Annotated in this window: 11 protein-coding genes, 1 tRNA gene and 1 pseudogene; 3 read left to right on the top strand and 10 right to left on the bottom strand. The window is 33.5% G+C overall.

What is annotated here, in order from left to right; genetic code table 11:
* The first annotated feature begins 257 nt into the window (after positions 1-257).
* Both ACQ76T_RS06335 and ACQ76T_RS06340 read left to right on the top strand, forming a co-directional pair.
* Entirely contained in the window at positions 258-2,618 is a 2,361-nt protein-coding gene (locus ACQ76T_RS06335) for a TonB-dependent receptor (RefSeq protein ID WP_431342481.1), read from the top strand.
* Positions 2,619-2,626: 8 nt separating this feature from the next.
* Positions 2,627-3,829 carry a hypothetical protein gene (locus tag ACQ76T_RS06340; RefSeq protein ID WP_431342482.1) on the top strand — a complete coding sequence of 401 codons (1,203 nt, stop codon included), beginning with the start codon at positions 2,627-2,629 and terminating at the stop codon, positions 3,827-3,829.
* 139 nt (positions 3,830-3,968) lie between these two features.
* Here ACQ76T_RS06340 and ACQ76T_RS06345 read toward each other — a convergent pair whose 3' ends face one another.
* The 4 genes and pseudogenes from ACQ76T_RS06345 to ACQ76T_RS06360 all read right to left on the bottom strand — a co-directional run bounded on the left by ACQ76T_RS06345 (position 3,969) and on the right by ACQ76T_RS06360 (position 8,541).
* The gene (locus ACQ76T_RS06345) at positions 3,969-6,092 is read right to left on the bottom strand and encodes a TonB-dependent receptor domain-containing protein (protein ID WP_431342483.1); all 2,124 of its coding nucleotides are present in this window, start codon (positions 6,090-6,092) and stop codon (positions 3,969-3,971) included.
* 10 nt (positions 6,093-6,102) lie between these two features.
* A complete protein-coding gene (locus tag ACQ76T_RS06350) occupies positions 6,103-7,311 on the bottom strand; it encodes a PepSY-associated TM helix domain-containing protein (RefSeq protein ID WP_431342484.1) in 1,209 nt (402 codons plus the stop codon).
* Positions 7,312-7,951: 640 nt separating this feature from the next.
* Positions 7,952-8,089, bottom strand: a pseudogene (locus tag ACQ76T_RS06355) (PDDEXK nuclease domain-containing protein); the annotation flags it as partial.
* A gap of 209 nt (positions 8,090-8,298) precedes the next feature.
* Positions 8,299-8,541, bottom strand: a complete 243-nt coding sequence (locus ACQ76T_RS06360) for a DUF1016 N-terminal domain-containing protein (protein ID WP_431343723.1) — start codon at positions 8,539-8,541, stop codon at positions 8,299-8,301.
* An 850-nt stretch (positions 8,542-9,391) separates the two neighbouring features.
* Between ACQ76T_RS06360 and ACQ76T_RS06365 the strand changes: the two genes are divergently transcribed.
* Positions 9,392-9,631: a DNA-binding protein gene (locus tag ACQ76T_RS06365; protein WP_431342485.1), complete on the top strand. Its 240-nt coding sequence runs from the start codon at positions 9,392-9,394 to the stop codon at positions 9,629-9,631.
* Between the two features lie 344 nt (positions 9,632-9,975).
* Here the strand turns inward: ACQ76T_RS06365 and ACQ76T_RS06370 are convergent, their stop codons facing one another.
* The 6 genes from ACQ76T_RS06370 to ACQ76T_RS06395 all read right to left on the bottom strand — a co-directional run bounded on the left by ACQ76T_RS06370 (position 9,976) and on the right by ACQ76T_RS06395 (position 21,990).
* Entirely contained in the window at positions 9,976-11,352 is a 1,377-nt protein-coding gene (locus ACQ76T_RS06370; RefSeq protein ID WP_431342486.1) for a site-specific integrase, read from the bottom strand.
* A gap of 268 nt (positions 11,353-11,620) precedes the next feature.
* Positions 11,621-11,694: transfer RNA gene (locus tag ACQ76T_RS06375), tRNA-Ala, on the bottom strand.
* Between the two features lie 1,274 nt (positions 11,695-12,968).
* Positions 12,969-13,547, bottom strand: a complete 579-nt coding sequence (locus ACQ76T_RS06380; RefSeq protein ID WP_431342487.1) for a hypothetical protein — start codon at positions 13,545-13,547, stop codon at positions 12,969-12,971.
* Complete coding sequence (locus ACQ76T_RS06385; RefSeq protein ID WP_431342488.1) at positions 13,516-17,214, bottom strand: DUF6443 domain-containing protein; 3,699 nt, start codon at positions 17,212-17,214, stop codon at positions 13,516-13,518. Before ACQ76T_RS06385 ends, ACQ76T_RS06380 begins: the two co-directional genes overlap by 32 nt.
* A gap of 2 nt (positions 17,215-17,216) precedes the next feature.
* The gene (locus ACQ76T_RS06390) at positions 17,217-20,390 is read right to left on the bottom strand and encodes a hypothetical protein (protein ID WP_431342489.1); all 3,174 of its coding nucleotides are present in this window, start codon (positions 20,388-20,390) and stop codon (positions 17,217-17,219) included.
* Between the two features lie 7 nt (positions 20,391-20,397).
* The gene (locus tag ACQ76T_RS06395) at positions 20,398-21,990 is read right to left on the bottom strand and encodes a T9SS type A sorting domain-containing protein (RefSeq protein ID WP_431342490.1); all 1,593 of its coding nucleotides are present in this window, start codon (positions 21,988-21,990) and stop codon (positions 20,398-20,400) included.
* Positions 21,991-22,345: the final 355 nt, after the last annotated feature.

A 22,345-nucleotide genomic window follows, 5' to 3' on the forward strand; every position in this document is an offset into this window, starting at 1 on the left:
AGTATTAACAAACTTTCCAGTTATTTCTTCCAAGAGAAAAAATGAAATCAAAATCTTTCGGAGAATAAATAAATTATGATGCTAACTCCATCAACATTTAATATTTGTGATCTATTTTTCTATTTGAATATGAATGATTTATAAATTAACGTGATTTTTTTTCATTATTTTAATTAGAATAATTAAAAATAATAGTCTTTTTCTTTGGCTAGTTACTTAGCAACATTTAATTTTGTTATTTATAATAATTATAAATAATGAAATTGTATCAACGTATTTTTATCTTTCTTATTTTTACTCACACAATTTCCCTCATTAAAGCACAAGATGCTAATTTTACGGTTCAGGGAACTGTAAAAAATAACACAATTCAGGGATTAGCTGGAGTAAACATTTTTGTTGAAAACACAAAAATAAACACAAAAACCGATCAAAACGGAAATTTCAGAATTAGCTACAGGAAAGGAGAAGCTATATTAGTTTTCAGCCTTGATGGGTACAAAAAACTCAAAAAGAAAATAAACTTCGGTAGCGAAGTATCTCCGGTAAATATTCAGTTGACTGAGGATAATGCGGTTGTGCAAGAAGTTGTAGTACACGGCAAAGGTAAAGTAAAAGCACTGCAAGACGGTGCTTTTACTGTTAATGCTATTGATGTTGCTAAATTGGCCAATACCACGGCAGATCTTAATCAAGTTCTGAACAGAACCACAGGAATTAAAGTCCGCCAACAAGGGGGTATAGGTTCCGATTATAATTTTTCTATCAACGGAATGTCTGGTAAAGCTGTGAAATTTTTTATAGATGGCGTTCCGTTGGAAATGCTTGGAAAAGGAGTTGACCTGAGTACATTGCCTGTAAATATGGCAGACCGTGTTGAGATTTATAAAGGGGTAGTTCCTATCCATCTGAGTACAGATGCAATGGGCGGAGCCGTCAATATTATTACACCGTCAAGCAGCAAAAATTACCTGGATGCAAGCATTAGTCTAGGTTCTTTTAATACACAGCGTATCAATCTGAATGGACAGTTTAAAGATGAAAAAACTGGAGTCATTATGCGTCTAAACAGTTTTTATAACCATTCGGATAACGACTATCTAATGAAAGATATGAAAATCTGGAATGCTGCTAGAAACGAATATGAGCTAAAAGACCTGAAACGTTTTAATGACAGATATCAATCTATTTTTGGGATGGCAGAGGTAGGATTGGAAAACAAAAGCTGGGCAGACTCTTTCTTTGTCGGAATGTCACAATCAGTTTTTGATAAACAGATACAGACAGGTTCTAATCAGGAAGTAGTATATGGTGGGGTAAAGCAAAATGGAGAGGCTCATAATTACTTTATGAAGTATAAAAAAACAGGTCTATTCAATGATCATCTGGATGTGAATGTGTATGCAGGTTTCTCAAAAAGCGTTCAGAAAGCAACAGATACGCTTATGCGTAAATATAGCTGGGATAACACTTTTGAACCCTCTGCTACCAGTGAAAAAGGGGGAAGAACGATCATCATGCAGTATGAAGATCGTCTTTACTCACAGCTAGGGGCAACTTACAAAATAATTGAACATCATAAACTTATCTTCAATTATGTACTAGACTATCTTAAAAATACAACATTCAATCAACTTGAAGAGGAAAAAAAGAATGTACCTCCGGCGAAGATGACCAAGCAGATCTTGTCTATGGCATATCAACAGGAGTTTTTCAATAAGCATTGGACAAACATTTTCTTTGCTAAATACTATCAGGTAGGACTTCAGAAAATGGTTTTCGATCCTGTGACCAGAACCGATAATCCGGCAAAGGATCATTTTAGCAGCTGGGGCTACGGCTTCGCTACCACTGTGAAAATCACAAAAGAATTGGGAATAAAAGGATCTTTTGAACGTTCTTATCGTTTGGTTGAACCACAGGAAATTTTTGGAGACGGAGTAGCAATAACCAGCAATATGAACCTGAAGCCTGAAACCAGTAATAATGTCAACGTAGGGTTTTACTATGGTCACCATTGGGGGCAGCATGCTTTCCGCATAGAAGGAACGGGATACATTCGTGATACAAAGGATTTCATTTTTACTGTTCCCAACTTATATAACAGTACTTTCAAATATGAAAACCTGTCTAATATCTTTACACGCGGACTGGAAGGAGAAATGAGTTATCAATACAAAAGACTCCTGAATGTGCTAATGAATGTGAGCTACAACAAAGCTTATGACAATACAAAATTTACCAACAACAGTGAAGATGTCGTTTCGGCTACTTACAAAAAGGATGTTCCCAACCAGCCTTGGCTATTTGGAAATGTAAATGTAAGCCTTGGTAAAGACGACTGGTTTCAGAAAGATAGCAGGATAGAGCTTTACTATGGATTACAGATGACAGAATGGTTCTACAAAAACTGGAAATCTTATGGAAATCCACGAAACATTCCGATTATTCCAAGACAGACCCTTCACAATATAGGGATAAGCTATTCTATGAAGAACGGAAGATATAATTTGGCGTTCGATGTAAGTAACGTTGGGGATGCACTGGCTTATGACAACTTCAAACTTCAGAAGCAGGGACGTGCTTTCTATTTAAAATTCAGATATCTACTTAAGTAAAAAAGACCATGACACAATATTTCAAAAACAGTATACTTTTAATACTTGCATGTTTTACCATTTTTAGCTGTGAACGCGAACCTGGTTTCGGTGACTCTGAAAGCGGTGAAAAAGACTATAAATATTTTTTGCTTTCCGCTCTCGGAAGCTGGCCCAATACTGTACATTACATGACGGCTACCAACGACCTTACAAAGGGCGAAATGGATATTACCAAAGAAGGAGATGAAATTAATTCCAAAGGAACCTACTCCTACATTGTAAAAAATGGCTTTATCTACAACTATAAAACCGATCAGGGTATTTTCAAAAAATTTAAATATACACAGGATAGGCTGACGACTGTAAAAGAAGTGCCTTATACCTATATCAGTGATATTGCCAGCTATGTTTGGATAGATGACAATACTTTGGTGATTGTAGGAGATACAGGGGATGGTCAGCACGTACGCTATACTGTTTTCAATGCTGCTGACCTTAGTATTATCCGTCAGGGCGAGATCGAAGGATTTCAGCCTTTCCCAAATGATTATAATTTCTATTCGCTGGGTGCTATGACTTATATGGATGGGCAGATCTATCTGCAGTACAGCTTCCGAAATGGTAAATGGCTCACTCCTGAATATTACAATTTTGCTGTAATAGATTATAACACCTTCAAAGTAAAAAACTCTATAACGGATAACCGAAGCTCTGGTATAGCCAATGGTTCTCCTTATTTCAAAACTACTTTTACAAAAGATAAAGAAGCTTTTTATTATACCTGTTTTCCACGTGCAGGAGCAGGGACAAGTGATATTTTCCTTTTTAGGGCTCTTAAAGGAGCAACTATGCCTGATCCAGGATATCATATCAATCTTACCAGCCTTGTGGGGGGCAAGTCTCTGGAAACAGTTATCGATTATATTGGTAATAATAAAATGGTAGTTCTGTACCGCGATCCGGCATTAGGAGACAGCTACAATGGCCGATATGCTATTATAGATATCGAAACCAAGCAGTTGGTAAGGGTTCTGGGCGAATTGCCGGGAGATGAACCTTATGAACAGGGGATGTTTGTTCAGAACAGCAAATTATACATCGCTGTCAATGCCAGTAAAGGAGGAAACTATGTTTGGATTTATGATCAGCAAACAGATAAAGTAACTAAGGGAATGAAGCTTCCCAATAGTATTTCCGGATTTGCCCGTTTCGATAAATTATATGACTGAGTATAGCAGATAAATTTTATAGAAATATAGAATATTTATTTGATTAAAAAGCGGTTCTCAAAAAATTTGAGAACCGCTTTTTGTTAAATCAGTTATTGTAAGCTGGCTAAGAGCTTTCATTTCTATAATTTGGCCTTGATTAAAGTTTATAATTGAATGACAGCGTTACCACCCGGCTGTCCAGATTGTATTTTTGCCGGATGGTAGAGCTGAAGTTATTCCCTGTAACACGGTAATTATTGGTCTTTAATAAGTCTGTCACTGCAAGTTTTACGGTTGCTTTATCCTTTAATAATGTTTTAGAAACGCCCAATGTCAGGTCAAAATAAGCATCTCGGATAAACAAACCAATATTAGATTTCGAAAAATACTGTCCATTAGCCTCTGCCTTCAATCCTTTTGCAATGTTAAAGCTATTTTGTGCGTTCAATGTAAATGACAGTTGTGAACTGTTGACTGAGTAATTCTGATAATTGCCCTTATATTCATTGTTAAATACATTCAGCATAGAAGTAAGCGACCACCATTTGAAAAGCTTTGTAGTAGCTGTAATATTGGCACCATATACATAAGATTTGTTTAGATTGTCCTGAGTTTTTACCAGGATTCCTGTGTCTGGCTGATAGTTGTATACTTCCGTCATTACATCGTTTGTAACACTAAAATAAGCCGATGCAATAATGTATTTTCCCCAGGTATATCCCAATTCTGTTGCGTGCGTAAATTCCGGATTCAGATTCGGATTTCCTTGCCAGTAGTTGAAAGGGTCATCATAAAAACGGAACGGATTCAAATCAAAGTGACTTGGTCTGTTGATTCTTTTACTGTATGAGGCATAGAATCCATGTTGATCATTCATCTGATATTTGACTGATGCACTTGGGAAAAGGTTTGTATAATCTCTTTTTCGTTGTTCCTGAGAAGTTTTCTGGTTGATATTCGTATGGGTTATTTCGGTTCTTAGTCCCAGTTGGAATGTCCATTTCGTCAGATTAAGTTTGTAATTGGCATACAATGCATGTATCTGCTCTTTGTATGCATATTCATTACTTGCTTTATTATCATTAATCCATTCATTATCCTGCTGTATAAAATACTCTGAAGGATTGTTATTAGACTTTATAGTAGATTTCAAACCTGTTTCCAGATTGTGCATTTCGCTAAAAGGCAACGTAAAGTCTACCTTAGCATTAAAAACTTTCAGGCGGGAAGCAATGCTGCCTCTTCTGTTGTTGAATTTCTCTGTTCCCAAATTCACCAATGCATCTGAAATCTGATTCTGGCGAGAAGAGAAACTTGAAGTTTCGTATTCCAGATCCACATCTACCTTATAATCCTTATCGTTGAAAATGTGTGTCCCCTTCAGATTATAGGTATAATCGTACCAGTTTTCCTTGCTTTTATTATCTGAGAGTACATGAGCGAACAGGTTATCTATCGGCTGAAATATCCTGTTTTCCCCTTTCGAAAAATCTTCATATCGACCTATTTTAGCATCAAATAAAGCACCAATAGTTGTTTTGTCATTGAAAGTATAATCAGCGCCAAATTTAAAATTATTAGAAGTTAAAGGCTCATTGGTCATTGAATTCTGATCTGTTTTCCGGGTCATTTGCTGAGGTTGTTTTTCATCGAAGAAAATCTGACTAAAGTCCCGTTTTTCTTCTTCACCACGAAAAGTATAGCTGTAATCTCCGTGTAGAGAGAGTTTACGATGAGTATAGTTCAGGCTTAATCCTGTATTTACCCTGTTTTTGCGGCCTCTTCCTCCGTTCAGGTAATAGTTGCCACTCAGCCCTTCTGATGAGCTTTTTTTCAGTACAATATTAATGATGCCGGCATTTCCCGCAGCATCGTATTTAGAGGAAGGATTGGCAATTATTTCAATATTTTTTACCAGTGTGGAATTGGTAGAACGCAACAGGTTGGCAAGTTCCTTTGCTGATAGCGAGCTGAGCTTACCGTTGATCATTACACTTACTCCTTTTTTGCCCCGTAATGAGAGTTCACCTTCTTGCGAAACTACCACGCCGGGTGTTTTGCCAAGCAATTCCAAAACAGTGGTACCACCAGACAACACACTATTCTCTACATTAAAGATCATTTTATCAGCTTTTTGCTGAAAAACGGCTTTACTCCCTTTTATTACGATGCCATTAATCTCTGAAATTTTATCTGTCTGTAAAGAATCATTTTGACTTTCTGTCTGTCCGTAGGCATTCAAGCTCGCCATTAAAGGGAGCCATATATAGTGTTTCTTCATGATAATAGATTTAAGTTGTTGGTTTTTTTTTATTTTTTCTTCCCCACCAGATCATAAATCCGGTTATGGGCAATGAGGCACAGAATAAACTCATGATAAATGCTAAAATTTTCCCGGGCATTCCGAAAAAAGCTCCCACGTGAAGATCATACGTAGCATCTGTAGCTCTTTCGGCCATAGGTTTGTCTTCGTGGGGATGGTTAAATAGAAGTTTCCCAGAATGCTCATCGAAGATCATCATGGAAGACTCGGCATAAGTGAATTCTTTATCCTTGATCCAGATGCTTAAATTATCGTGCTTATGATCTGCTTCAGCATGGTCTTCCAGATCAATTCCAAAAGAGTAAGCCTTCGGATAATGAGTTTTTACCTGTTCTATGATACGGTCTATGGTTGTTACCGTTTCCACAGATTCCGGAGCGGTTGTTTTATATTGACTGTAATCTGGTGTAGCAGTGGAAAAGCCATTGAGAAGTGCATATAACCACACTTGGGTAATACGAAACGAATACATGATACCGGTAATGGCTACAACAATTGCAAGGAAAGAGGCATAGAATCCAAGAATATTGTGTACATCGTAATTTTTGCGTCGCCAGCCTTTTACTTTCTCCCAACGGAACCATAGGCGCTGTTTACGCATTTTTTTATTCTTCGGCCACCATAGGATAATTCCTGTAATCAGCATTATTACAAAAATAATGGTAGATATTCCTACGATAGTACCGCCAATTTTATTGCTTAGCAGTAACGAGCGGTGCAGGGTCATGCAGATAAAGAATGGATTATTTTTTACATCATATATTGCGAGTACCTTCCCGGTGTATTGGTTTACATAAACGTTTTTATAAACAATGAATGTGTTGAAATGATTCCAACCATCTTGATTAACTTTAATCAGTCCGAACTGATAAGAGCGGGCAGGGTCTATAGGAATAGTTGCTTCATCTGTTTTTACGATTTCATTTTTCAGCTGGGCATTCACCAGATCTTTTAATTCGCGTATAGGAATTGGCTTCTTATGCTGAATATCTTTTTCACCATGAAAGGTCGTTTCCTTGCGCAATGCAGCGGTAATATCTTCATTGAAAACAAAAAATGCACCCGACAATGAAACTACCAATACAATGATACCTGAAGACAATCCGAGCCATAAATGAGCTTTCAGAATATATTTTTTGAAGGTCCCTTTGGATTTTTTATGATCGTTCTGTCGCATTTTATATCTATTTAGTCTTATTAAAAATAAAGAAGCAACAAATATAACTTTATTTACAGTAATTGTATTTAGAACTAAAGCTTTATTTTAATGATGAAACCTGATTTTTATTAGGATTTATAAAATTACATTATTGTTTAGATTGGCTTTTGTGATCGTTATTTTAGCTCAAGGACTAAGCTTATTGATTGTAATGTGTAATCAATTCCAATTGTTCATTTATCAATGATGCCATAAATTTTGTATTTTTACACTTTAGAGTTATGAAGATAATTCTTTGAAATCAAATTGAAATGTGCAAAACCTCAAAAACATTTATTCAATAATATTTCTGTAGAGAATGTCCTACTTATATATTACATTATATTAGGCTAAAATATATTTGTAGAGCGTAACTAAAAATTCTTTGAGTAATTAATTAAGAATTTTATAGTTTATGATTTTTTGCAAAAATTTAGATTTAATAAAGTTTCTTTTACATATAAAAAGAAGTTCTGGTTTTTAAAAGTAAGGAATAATTATGGCAAATTCGTGGCAATTTGCATTTCGATCTAATAAAAACTTTATAAATGCAGGCTTAAAATAGGGGAGTTTTAGTCCCGTATCGTAATCATCTCCTTTTTTAAGATCATTATGTATTCTAATATATATATATCCATCTGTGGGTTAATTTATGTGTTTTTAAATCAACAAGGACAAAACAGTTTAGATAATAATTATAGAAAACAAGATCTATGAAAAAATCGGAGGTATCGGTAACAATGTGCTGCTGCCTTGCAAGTGAAGATAAGTGCTGTTTCTATTTGGGTTTTTGTCTGTGTGGTATCAGTGGCAATCCCAGAAATTCAAATATGTAGGGATCTTTGATGAAAGATGAAAGTTCTTTCTCATTATTATAATCTGGAAATTTTAATAATCTGCCCAAATATTGACTGTCAATATTTCGTTGCAGTGTTCTTGTGCTCCAGTTACCTTCAATGGCATGATTTACGTATTGAATTCTGTGATCAGGGTTGTCAATAATCCTATAATGAGTCCACTCAATTCGGTACGCACAGCGTTCCAAATTGGAAAAGAGTTACAGAATGCCCTCATACTATTCAGATTTCTTTCATTGAAACCTTTTCCAAACTCAAGAGATAGCTGGTTTGCTAAGTTTTTAAGTATATGTTTTCGATAACCTGCACGTTTTTCGCCATTTTGCTCATACTGAACAATAAGTTTACCGATTTCTCAATACATATTTAATAATATTGTATTTGTCGTTCTGTAGAGACTTTATTTTGAATTGACAATAATTTTGGCAATAGAATGATAAAGTTCTTGTTTAGGCTCCAGATGTTGTTCTTTCATGTTTTCAAAGGTACAAAAATTAGAAGTTTTTAATAAAAAATACTATCGTTAAATACCTGTAAAAGAAGGCCATCAAATAAACTACGAAGATACTTCAAAAGATTCCAGGAATGATGATTTTAAATTAATAGTGATTTATAATCATTAAGCCAATCATTATGAAAAATCATCATAAAGAAAACAATAAAGTTCTATATTCTGAGAGTAAAAAATATATCCCATCTATATGAATTAAAAAAAAATTCTCCTCAAAAAGCATTGCATTTGCTAAGAAAAGCTGGCTACGATATTAATGAAGAGCAGTCCGAAGAAATAATAGAATTTATATATATTATTGTAAAACTTTTACCTTACATCAAAGGCGAAACTTTGATAAAGATGTTTGATAAAGATGGGAGTGATATTTGGCAAAAAACTAAATTTTGAATTTATATATCCTCAAAAAGAAACATTTTTTGAGATAGGCTTATAGAAGGAAATTATTTACCTTAATCATAACAAAGATCTAATTAATGTAATACATTCGAATACATCCCTTTCATTTACCTATTATTTAAATAGTTTTCAAAAAAAGGAGAACTTATTATCATATCAATACTTATCAATAGGACAACAAAGGACAAATAAAGTCAACACATCTAGTATTTCGTTTCTATTTCTTCATTCTTCATTTTTTTAATCCATAAATTTTTGAATTATGGAACCAATAACTAGACAAGACCTCGAGGTGCTACGAGTCCAAATCGTTCAGGATATAGTACTTTTATTAAACGCTAAGGATGATAAAAATGAGCAGGACAGTCAATTTGAATGGATACGCAGTAAGAAAATCAGGAAATTGATGGATATTTCTCCTGCAACACTTCAAAATTTCAGGATTTCAGAAAAGATCAGACACAGAAAGATAATGGGATCTTATTACTATAATAAGACAGACTTAATTAGTCTTTTTGAAGATGAATGCTAATCTTACGCAAGGTTGGTTGGAGTACATGTCAAAAGTAACACGGGATCCACGTTTAAACGTCTGGCATATTTCATTAATTTATGCTATTGTTCAGCTTGCTTATAGACAGAATGAAAAGGAAATAATACGGGTAAGTAGAAGTAAGTTAATGAAACTTTCCCATATTGCCACTTTTCCGACCTATCATAAGTATTTCCACCAATTACAGGATATGGGCTATATTGTTTATGAACCTTCATATCATCCAGGGTTTCGTAGCATTATAAGAATAACTAAGTTCAAAATTGTCTGAATATAGAAACCTCAATACCAAATATATTGAGGTTTCTATGTTATTTATTTGATTAGATACCAAGTCGCATTCTATTAAGCACAGATTGGATCTTGACTATATTAGTCTGAAAACATGTATCATTGGTGAAAGCTTCCATCTGAACTAATGAATATAGTTCAGATTCAAGTTCCTCCATCATTTTCTTAAGAGCTTCCCTTTGATCATTACTATTACCATTTCTTAATCTTAATTCCAGTTCTTTCATTTCTTTACCAATAGCCTCTTGCTCAGTAATTGCATATTCTTCTGTCTGCTTCACAGAGTAATGACCTAACATTTCCTTGACAACATGAATAGGGACACCATTATTGAGTGTCACAGTGCTTGCAAAAGTTCTACGGGCCTTGTGTGTATTGAGATTTGTCGAAATCTCACATACATCAGCAATCTCCTTTAAGTATGCATTCATCTTTTGATTAGACCGAACAGGTAAAACACTCTTTCTTTGTATACAGATCGGATCGTTTTTATATTTCGCCATAATTTCAACAGCTTTAGGGAGCAGAGGAATATCAGTTTGAGATTTTGATTTCTGACGGCTACTCATAATCCATAGCCTTCCATCGTTACCATCCTTGATATCTTTCCATTTAAGTTGGTAAACATCGATGTAAGCTAGTCCCGTGTAACATTGAAAGATAAATATATCTCTTATTACATCTAGTCTCTCAGAATCAAAAATAAAGTCTTCAAGCCTCTTAAGTTCTAATCGTGTTAAGGGTTGCTTTCTCACTTTCGTCTTTTTTCCTATAAAAAGTTTGAAAGGATCTTTAGTGATGAGATCTTTAGCAACAGCCCTAAGAATGATTTTTTTGAAATTATTTATGTATTTAATTGCCGTATTATTTGAACAATTCCTAACTGTTCTCAAATACATGTAATAGTTCTTCGCGAATTCATAATTCAATGTAGTAAATTCAATATCATTCCGCTCAAACTTATACTTTATAAAATCTTGGACATGGGATCTTGCTGTGACATAACGGGTATGAGTTCCTTTGGAATATTCTTTCTTTCTAACCAGAACTTTGATTTCCTCATTATGCTCTAAAAATTCCTCAAGGACTTTGTTCCGTCTTACAGAACGGCCATTTACAAAATTGATAAGGTCTACTGAAGAAACAGGAATACCCTTGTTAAATAACTCTGTTTTGAGGCCGTTGATTTTAGTTGTCAATGATTCAAGGAAAGTATTTAAAGTCCTTGCGTCTTCTTTGGTTCCAATTGCTTTACCTTCTTTCTGATCCCATCTATTGAGATCCCACTGCCTTCTTGTAGAAGCTTCTTTCGGTACACCATCCACGGTAATCCTTACATACACTGTACGAATTGTTTTGTTTTTTGCACTCTTTAAGAAATAAAAGAGGCCATAACTTTGCTCTAACATAATTCAACATTTTAAAGTTTATAAAAGTCGAACTAAAAATCCTTTGGGTCAAGTCGTTAAAGATGTTTACATGTTGTAAATCAAATAGTTGTGTAAAGATCAATATGGCTTTTTTGAAATTTTCAATTGCCACGATTTTGCCACAAACTTTATGAGTTTATTTGAAAATTTTGCGATTCTGTAAAACAAAAAAATCCTGCAAATCTTTTGAATTTGCAGGATTAATCAAGCTTTTAGCGTATTTTGAAGATTTCTTCATTTATACCAGTGGAGAATACGGGATTCGAACCCGTGACCTTTTGACTGCCAGTCAAACGCGCTAGCCAACTGCGCCAATCCCCCCTTGTTTGCTTAAAGCGTTACAAAAGTAAGTATTTAATCGGTATTTCCAAGGATTTTCTTTGTTTTTTGTGAAACTTAGTTGCAGTTTTCATAATAGCAAAACGTAAGTTCTTGTTTATCTGAAAAATAATGATTTGTCAATAAATGTTGTTTTAATTACTTAATAAGAAAATATTCTAAAATTCTTCGATCTATAAAAATGCCTACGATGAGCATCATAACAAAAAAAGCTCAAAAATGAGAGATCATATTTTAAAGTTTTGGAACGCAAAGACAAGAACATTCAAATAGATCTTGTGCATCATCACATTGACCTACTGAAAGACACTGAAGATAGTATCCAGGTGCTTAGGTACCACCATTAACTTGTTTTAATTGTTCTCTTGAATACTTTCTTTAAATTTTGCATTGCTATAATTTTAATTGAGTTTCAATATAATAAATAATCTCCAATCAGAGATATAAAATAACAAATAATTCAGTAATTACGGTAATCCATAATAGGTTTACTGACAATAATAGTACTTTAGATAAATGAAATTCACATTCCAGAACTTTATTATTCTTACTATTATAGATGCTTTAAAAAATACGTCCTATGGTCAAGGAATTAGAATTTTACACGAAATTAAGATAATAAGAGGTCCCCAGCAGTCATCTATAGAATTTACACGGAAAGATGGTAAAAAAATAAAGTTTAATGAATTCTTTATGATGGCATTAATATGTGAGTGGTCGAAAAAGTAATTAAGAAAATTGTCTTTTAATCTTGTAGGAAGTTTTCAAAAGAATCTTGAAACTTCTTATTTTAAGCCTTTAGCTAATGCTATCTCGCGCCATAAATTCCTGCTTTCGGTTAAATTTGATGTTGTAGTATACAATAATATCAACTGCAAATAATAATTAATCTGAGTTGAACGAACTAAATTATCTTTACAAGTATTTGGAGATAGGTCCATCCTGCCTCAAATATCATATAAGGCCAACTAAAAACAGTTGGCCAATTTTTATTTACACTGAATAATTGTGTTGATGGTACATTCAAATATATTGTATCTTTCAGTTAAATATAGCTCTTGGGAAGCAATATCTAAAATCACAAAATTACCAACACTTTTAAGACACTCTAATTTTAAGAAAATTACCAAGTTAACAACTTGTACACTAGTAAATTTTAAAACAAAAAATCATGTTGAACAATATCAATTTAGAGGCTTTAGTAAATTATTAAGATATCATTTTAAAAAAACCTCTCTTAGTTTGTGATGAATCTCTCAACGAGCTTTATATTTAGGATACAAAAGCATATACTTACCAATAATAACATCATTAATATTCTTTTTCACGATTAATACTTCACTATTTTGATTAAATGTATATGAAGAAAGCTCATTCCCTTTAAAATTCTGAGAAACAATTTTTGATTCTTTTACTATATTGCATATAATATCCCTTAGATCTTTATCTTCAATATAATAGTATGATTTATCACTTGAATGAATTTTCTTCTCTTTTTTTCTTTCTTCAAAGAGCTTCTCAGTATTATAAATATATAACCTTTTATTAGCTGTTGATATAGCGCTATCTTCAATAGGATAATTAATAAAATAATTGTCATTACCTTTTTGAAAATAAAAATACATTTCTTTTTCTTTAGTAAGGACTGGTTTAAGTCTGAACTCTACATCAATATATTTAACATTGTTGCTTTCACTTAGAGTCAATATTATTTTTTTTACGAGGGGTTTTTCATTTTTTTCATCGACTGGTAAACATTTCTTATAATTATTATTTGAATTACAACCTAATAATAATATAGTACTAATCACCACCATTTTGTTGATAATATTCATTGTCTGCATTTTGTTGAGTTATAGATGTATTTTTATAATATGGTTTTGACCTTTGAAACTCTATTGAAGATCTTTCTTTTGCTTGTGGATCGGAGCTATTTACAAGATCATTAACATTTGCTCCATTATTTAATGATGGCTTAAGATCTAAATACTCTTTATAGTGATTATATTCATGATCGGTTACTGATACAATATCGAAAAAGGATGAGCCTCCTTTTTTTAATCTCCCGTTCTCGTCTAACAGAAATCTTATACCTGGATTAATTGTGTCATTTGAAAAAATATTATGTTCGGCGCCCGGAAACGTATACCATATTGTGCCTGGCTTAACATCAACGTCTTTTTCATTTATAACTTTCGAAGGAAAGTTAATTCCTGGGTTAAGCTCATTATAGGCTGAATGTAAGATTGTATTTAATTGATCTTCATACCCTCTCCAGTCAAATTGAGTAATATTAGAAAATAAACCTTCATTATAGGGACTTATATTAGAAAGATTATTGTCATTAGGGAAATAGTAAGATGTTCCTATATCAGATGTTTGACTGAATCTAGCATAAATTGTATTAGCTGAATAACTAAATATACTGTTCTCAAAAGGATTAATCATATGTAGATTTGTTGGATCTGCTTGTGTTGAATAATACATGACGACCTTTGTGCGGTTTATAATTTCATAGAATAAATAATAGCTTGGTGGATCTTCTGGCCCCATGCCAGTAGGGTCAACAAATCGAATAGGATTATTGAAAGTATAATTATAGGGTGACCAACTTAGATATTTTTCTGCCAGTGGGTCTAAAACACCCCATCTTCCAATATCAGCCATGTACATTCTTGCTCCATAATCATACATTCCACTCTCTTGAAGTTCTTTACCACTATACTTATAATTCTTGTATGAACTTGTTCCGAAAAAAGAAAATCCGCTCTTCAAATGATTCATTCCAAAAGGGTAATAATCATTTACATCAACAATTTCAATAGTGTTTGAACTGTTTCTTCCAAAACTTAATCTTACATTTCCCAAGTAATCTTTATATTGGTAAATATACTGATCTTTAATATAATCATAAAATCCTTCTGCTGTGGGAAAGAATTGTAAATCAACTGTTTTTACTCCTGTTGGTCCAAGAACTACTGAAGGTTCATTGTTAATAGAATAAGCTTCTGTCTCTAGCGCTTTAGCTGTTTGTAAATTTAATCTTAAAGATTCTGACCCTCCTCCCGGTCCTCCTGGAAAGGTAGGATTACTAACTACTTCGCTTTTTAGATATTGAAATCCATTTAAATAGTCAGTTGTTTTTTTAGTAACAGTCATCCCTATAATACCCATTATTCCTGTTGTATTGATCTTTTGAACCTTTTCTCCATTGGCACTATATTTAGTTACAATTGAAACATTTTCGATATCCCTACTGTAGTCTACTTTATGCGGTAGATTAAGATAGTTATATTGTATTTCCATTGTTTTATCCGGTATTGAAGTCATATTACCATTCAGATCATAACCAAATTCCTGACCTCCTCCTTCGTATCCCGATGGATTGTAAGAATAATCATTTATACTTTTGAGAGTATTGCTTTTATTTGAGTTTGAATATGTATATTCAAGACGATCAATTAATGTTGGGGTTGTATTCCCAGATCCAGTTGTAGAAGTTCTAAATAGTTTTGTAATATTCCCATTTGCATCATAATTTATTGATTCTGTATTTTCTTTGCTAGATGGATTTTGAGGGTTTTGAAAATATCCCGCTGTTAATCGATTGAGTTTATCATAAGCATAACCATATCTTTTCGGAATAAGTGATGGATTATTCCCTATATTTTCTACGTTTCGCCAATCTACTTCTGCAATATTTCCATTGTATTTTGGCATGACATTTTTACCAGAAAACTCTGTAGTATCAGGATTTTCTATTCCTAACCTATCGTTGTATCTTATTTTATAAGAAAATAATTTTCCTCCAAGATTAGAAACTGAAATCTTATCTTCATTAATTCCCTTCAACCATCCTCTTATATTATAGGTATAATCTATGCTTTCCAGATTATTTCCAACCTTTTTATTGTTAAGCTGAGAAATCTCATTATAAGTATATTCTCCTAAAATAACTTCCGGCTTATCATCTACTTTATGGTAATGTTGTAAAAGTCTGTTTTGATTATCATAAATAAACCTTTCAGCTATAGTTACTCCCGTTTCTCCTTGTTTTCTTAAATGATAAGTATCTGTTCTTTGAGGAATTCCTGCAAAATCAAGTTTCGATTTCGTTTCAGTATATCCTCCTAAGTGATTAATTGAATAGCTTCCTATAACTTTTCCTTTTTTATTATACCATGTATAATTTTTTGTCCAGCTATCATCGTCAATGTTTTTACCTAAGCTCATCACAGGAAGGCCTGTAGTACTTATCCCGTCTACCAGAGAATTATCAGTTAATGTAGTTTCTCCTAATATATCACTAGGAAAAGTTGGGTTGAAATTATAATTAGGGTAAGAGTCATAATAATTAACACTTAGAATCGTAGGAATTTCTCCGACAAAATATCCATCCGTATAGTACACAGTCATTCCATTTCGGGTAAATCCTGTAGTATCTCTACTTTCAGTAATAATTAAATTAGCAATTTCATTTTGTCTTGTAATTCTCTCACCACCTGTTAAGAAACCCGTATAAATGACTCTTCCAAAGCGATCGTATTTTGTGATAAGCCATTTACCTTGATTTTTTAAAATCTCATCCCTGGATAAAATCAAACGATCAGCTTTATCATATACCATATATTCCTTTCCTTTACCAGGGAGCTTTTTTTCAACTAAACGGTTCTTTCGGTCATATTTATATTGATAACAAAGATTGTTTAAAATATCATCTGGTATTAAAGTCCCTGGAATTAAGTTTTTTGTTTCTTCCGCTGCTTTTGGAGAAATGATAAATGCAAGCTGATTATACTCATTATAAACATAATAAGTATCGACACTTTCTGTAGAACTAATTATTTTTCTCTCTAATAAAACTTGTCCTTCTCCATTTTTAAATTGTACCGTCTGGTTACCATCTTCATCGGTCACTGTATTTTTATAAAGTTGACCTCCAATATAACTACCATTAACTTTTATCTCAGAAGAAGAGGCTCCATCTATCCATACTGTTTCTGTAACATATTTTTTAACTTCGTCATTTACATTCGCCTCATAATTCATCTGAACCGCATGTCCCTGCCATGACGTTCCTGGTTGTATTTGTGAAAGAGGCCTGTCTAACGGAGAATTTTCAAGTTCTTTATGTGTAAAAGGTCGGGCATCATTATGATAGGTTTGAACATTTCCTTGAACACTAGACTGTATTCCTCCGTTTAATGTTGTCATAGGTGTTGGTAGCCATGTATCCACCTGTCTTCCAAAATTATCATAAGGAATAGCGGTTACCAAATCATTCCCTAAAGGAGTCGATTTTATACTAATAATCTGTTTAGGCTTACCTAAACCATCAAAATATTGAACATTTTCAGCCGTTTTAAGAATTTGACCTGGATCTGTAGGACTTGGATAATTAATATATGTTTTAGTGTAAATATAGTTTTCCGTTGTTGCTAATTGAGCTTGGATCGATACTGATAAAAAAATAGTACTTATTGGAACGAGTATTTTTTTCATGATTAGTGTTTATAATTATATTTGAATTCTTTTAAAAGTTTGCCTGTTTGATTGTTTTCTCTGATTTCCATTAATCTTCTGGCATCATCATAAAAATATACTTCTCGAATTCCGGAAGGGGGGGTAATACTTCTTACTCCAATCAAAGGATCATAGGTATAAGTAGTAACCTGATAATTAGTGAGATTATCTCTAAATGTTTTTAAACTTTGTAAAAGTAACGTTTCATCATTATTGGGAAGTGCAGCTGCATCTGTGTCTGAAGCAGCAACAATTGATGAAATTAAAGATGTATTAATTTCAGAAAGTTTCGCCCCAACAACAGTGGCAATAGGATGTGATAAGTTATATCCCCAAATAACTGTAGTTGAAACACCATCCTTAGTGGTATACTGTTGGATATTTCCTTTAGCATCATATAGATCATAAATAGTTTCTTCTGTTGCAAAATTAGTATCGGGTAAGCCCAATGATGAAAATGCTGAAACTATCTTGTCTTCGGTATAAGATAACTGTTTTTTTGGTAGAGTAAGAACGTTATTATTTTGATTAAACTCATAAAGAGTCTGCGTTCTATTTAAAAAAATATTATTCTTGTAATTTGTAGTTACTAAAGGTACACTATACATATTTTTCATGAACATATTTATCAGAAACGCATAAGGTACTACAAATGTATTTGGTTGATTTGGAGATCCATGAAAAATATCCGTTAGATATTTGTAACTGGTTTTAAGCTCAGTATTATCGCTATTTCTGACAATTTGCCTTGACAAATTTAAATTTTTGGTACTGTCATAAAAATACTCTATTTCTGTTTTGACTTCAGTTCCATTAAAATAATCTTTAATTGTTTTTTTCTTTATATATGAAGAGTTCATATACTTCTTGTATGCTTGAACCCACTTACCTGACATGTGATTAATAGAGACATATCTATCATTGTCAATTAAATTATTAGGGTTGAATTCAATATTATCAGTATAATCAAAGTTTACTTTTCTAATTGGATTTATAAAATCATTTTCCGAATAAGTCTTTTGACTCAGTAATTTACCTCTTATTACACTCTTATCAATACCATATAAATTATTGAAATTTTTATATAGGTTCACCGGTTTAATATTAGCATAAGAACTAACATACTCTCTAATATTATCCGTATCAGGAGTTATTTGATCAGGATGGGTTTCATATGTTGAAAAATCATATTCAGTATATCCTTTGCCTTGCTCTACTTCAAAGACTTTGCTATATCCAACATTATAACTATCTAAACTGGACGAAATAATATTTGAGCTTGTACGGATACCTGTCTTATACCATTCGGGGCCAAAACCTCCTTGTTGCGTAAATTCCCAGTAATAATAATATCTGGGCCAGTGCATTAGCAATCCAGAACTTGTTGTTTGGTTCAATGCCGTTGTATATTTGTATTCTTTTTGGCTAGTAAGAATTCCCTCAGAAAAACTCTTTATTTCCTTGATTCTTGTTCCTCCCACAAAACCATTATTTGTTGTCAGTGTAGGTAAAAAATTACTCGTAGAATTTCGCTCCACTCTTTTTCCGTAGTATTGTGGTTCATATTCAAAAGTAGTGGAACCTTTAGTAGGATATGTGATTTGATTTAGCAATCCTTGATTAAAGTAAAACAGACTGGGATCCCGATAGGTATTAACTAATGTGTAATCTCCTGTAGCACGGTTGTAATCTGATACAGGAGCAAGGCTTGTATTACCGTCTAGTCCATTCCAATATCCCCAATGATCAATCCCCTTTGTATAGTAAGGAGGCAGAGAATAAACAGTATTGTATGCGAATGTGTATTCCTGATTACTGACAACATCTTTCACTGATTTAAGAAAAGGACGTTTGAATTCCCCCCCTAAATGATCGTAAGAAAACTGCGTTTTCTTAATTAATTTAGAGTTACTGTAAGTTTCAACGTTATTGATAACCCATTCATTTAGGTATTTAGGAGCTGAGTATCTATGTTTTATGGGATATCCTGTATTGAGGTAATTAATTTTTATTTCATTATTATCATATTTTATTGAAGTTAATACTGATTTTTTTAATACTGAAAAGCTCTCAATCGGGACTGAATATCCATCAGTTCCACCAGAACAGGCCATGGCAGGTCCACCGGGAGCAAGACAGAACCACCAATCATCACTTCTTGCACCTTCTTGATAATATGCTTCAATTGCTATAGCAGGATTTAAATCAACACCGCTCAGAATATTGGGATTATGGCAAAAATCATATTGATACTTTAAAGATCCTTCATAATATTTGAACTCTACAGTTTTGCCGTCATTAAAAATAATCTTTGAAAGACTAAAAGAATTAATTGTTGGGAACCCTTTAAAGCCCTCCTGAAACAAAACATTGCTATTATAATAAGAAAGTTCATACTTAGATAGGTCTCCACCAAAAATATATTTGTTTCCCTGACCATCCATGATTGTAATGACAGATACCACATCATTTCCACAAAAATTTGCTCCACCATACATTGCCATTTGTGATAAATCAACTTTTATATTTGGATCATCTGATTCCACTAATGCATTTCCATCATTGCCTATCACAAATTTTCCAGAAATTCCCATCATATTAAAGCTGAAAACATCTGGAGTCCCTTCATATGCATTTGATGGGTCTGATGCTGGTCCCATGGTCCAGCTAATAGTATTATTATTGGTGTCAATTTTTCCTGTTCCTCCATATAGATTATATGCATTTATATTGGAAGAAATATTAGTTCGAACTCCTTTTAAAAAACCATGAACATCTCTTGGAGAACCAAAAATGCCTGGGTAATTTGGATTTCCGACGTATTCATCTGGGGTGCCATTTAATGTTCTAGTTATTCTTCCTCCAGCAACTAAAGTCCAGTTAACTCCCGCGACCTCGTTTTTTTTATGAGGAATAAATCCTGAAGAGTCGTAAGATAAAGTGACTGGAATCTTAACCCCATTTTCATTAATAGACGCTACAGGCACTGTTAAATCGATTGCACCAGTATATAAATTTACTGGTACATTTCCATATTTTTCAAATGCATAACTTTCTGGTGATTTTACCTCAGATCTTTGCATTGTTTGTGCAGTTATACTGCCTGCAAAAAAAAATGCAGCTAGCTTTGCTATATTTATTACTTTTTTATTCATCCTAAATTTATTTCTTAATCAGTTTAGCATTCGCTGTTTTATTCGTGTCCGTTTTTATGACCACCAAATAAGCTCCCTGTACCAATGCCTGGGTATTAATCTTGGTGACTTTATTCTTGGTTTTTATATTCTGAAGCTGTCTACCTCCCATATCATACAGTACAATATCTGCTTCTTTGAAATCAAACCCGATTTCTACATAAGCATAGTCGGAGACTGGGTTAGGATAAATCTTAATATCTTGTTTCTCTATCAGCTTATCAACCTGCTTGTCTCCCAGTTTGACGATCTTCCAGTTCTCTTTTCCCAGTTCTTCGGCGCTGGTTCCGGCCAGAATAATTGAACCATCTCTGTTGAGTTTTAAGTCAGATAACCTTTCTTCTCTCTTTCTGGATTCTCCCGTGATGTATTTTTTCCACTGTTCATTACCATTCTCATCAAGATATAGCATCCAGAAGGTTTCATCATCCTTTTCTATTCTTCCTTCTGCCTGAGTATAACCGCCCAATAAAATTCCTTTGGAAGATTTATCATCTGCTGCATGCAGTACACTCATACTCATCAGAATATCTCTGTTTTTGAAATTGTAGGATTTTTGCCACTGCTCATCACCTCTTTCATTAAGAGAAATCAACCATAGATCAGTTCCTTCTTCAATACCAACCGTTTTGTTTCCGGACCTCTCTGATCTCGATTCCCCTCCGATGATAAATCCATTCGAAGTCAAAGCCAATGTTCGGATATGATCGTCTCCTTTTCCTCCAAAGTTCTTTTCCCATTCTACTTTTCCGTTTTTGTCCAATTTGACAATCCAGTAGTCACCTTCTCCAAAATTGCTGCTGGCTTTTGGCATCTGGCTAATGGCTGTTGAAGTAGCAGATCGTTGTTCGGATCCCGAAACACGAACTTCGGAACTTCTTGAATATATTCCCAATAAAGCACCTCCATCCTTTGTGGGAATCATTTTCTCCACTTCATCAAGACCTTTTCCGCCTAAAATAAGTTGGGAAAGTTCTTTTCCGTCTTTGTCCAGCCTGATAATCAGTACATCTTTAGAACCGTAGCCTTTGGAAGAGTTTTGGGCATTTCCGGCTACAAAGAATCCTAAATCTGTTGTTTGAATAACCGATCTGGCTTCTTCATCAGAAGAGGTTCCGAGTGTTTTCTGCCACAATTCATCCCCAAATTCACTGATTCTGATCAGCCAGATGTCTGAGCCTCCTTTGGAATCATCCTTTTTATCCAACCCTTTTCCGGAATAAGACGTTCCCGCTAAGAGAAATCCTCCGTCCTGAGTGGTTATCGTGGCTGATAGATAATCATGATTATTTCCTGAGAAATACTTTTCCCAAGCCTCTTCTCCCTGCTGATTCAGTTTAATGAGATGGAAATCGTAACCGTTATTCTGTTTACTTCCCTGTTGAAGTTTGTTACTCTGGATAGAACTTCCTGTGATAAGGTACTGCTGATCAATCGTCGTGGTCACCTGGCTTAGAAAATCCTGCGTTGAGGATTTGAGATCTTTTTGCCACACAACCTCCTGAGCAGAAATACTCAAGACCGCGCATAAGGTAGATGCACCGAGATAGAGTTTTTTCATTTTAATTAGTTGAATTTTCAGTTATTAGGGCGCAAAAATATTGATTTTAATTGAAAGTCTAAAGATTGCTAATCATTTTATAAAAAAAACATTAATTATTTATGGTTTATGTTGGAATTATTCTCTAAGTTGATGAATTTAGATATTGATTTATAATTTTCGGTATATCATAATATTTAAATTATATAGCACAGAAATTATTTCAATCGTCCTCCCAATAATTCGATTTTTCTCATTAGAGAAGGGCAAACATGAACATGATTTAAAGATTTATTATTTCAATAATAAACGTTATTAATTTTTAAGAATTAAATAGCCATAAACAAAAATTAAAAAATTATTTGATAAAAACAGA

The organism is Chryseobacterium sp. JK1 (assembly GCF_050632815.1).
Lineage (GTDB): Bacteria > Bacteroidota > Bacteroidia > Flavobacteriales > Weeksellaceae > Chryseobacterium.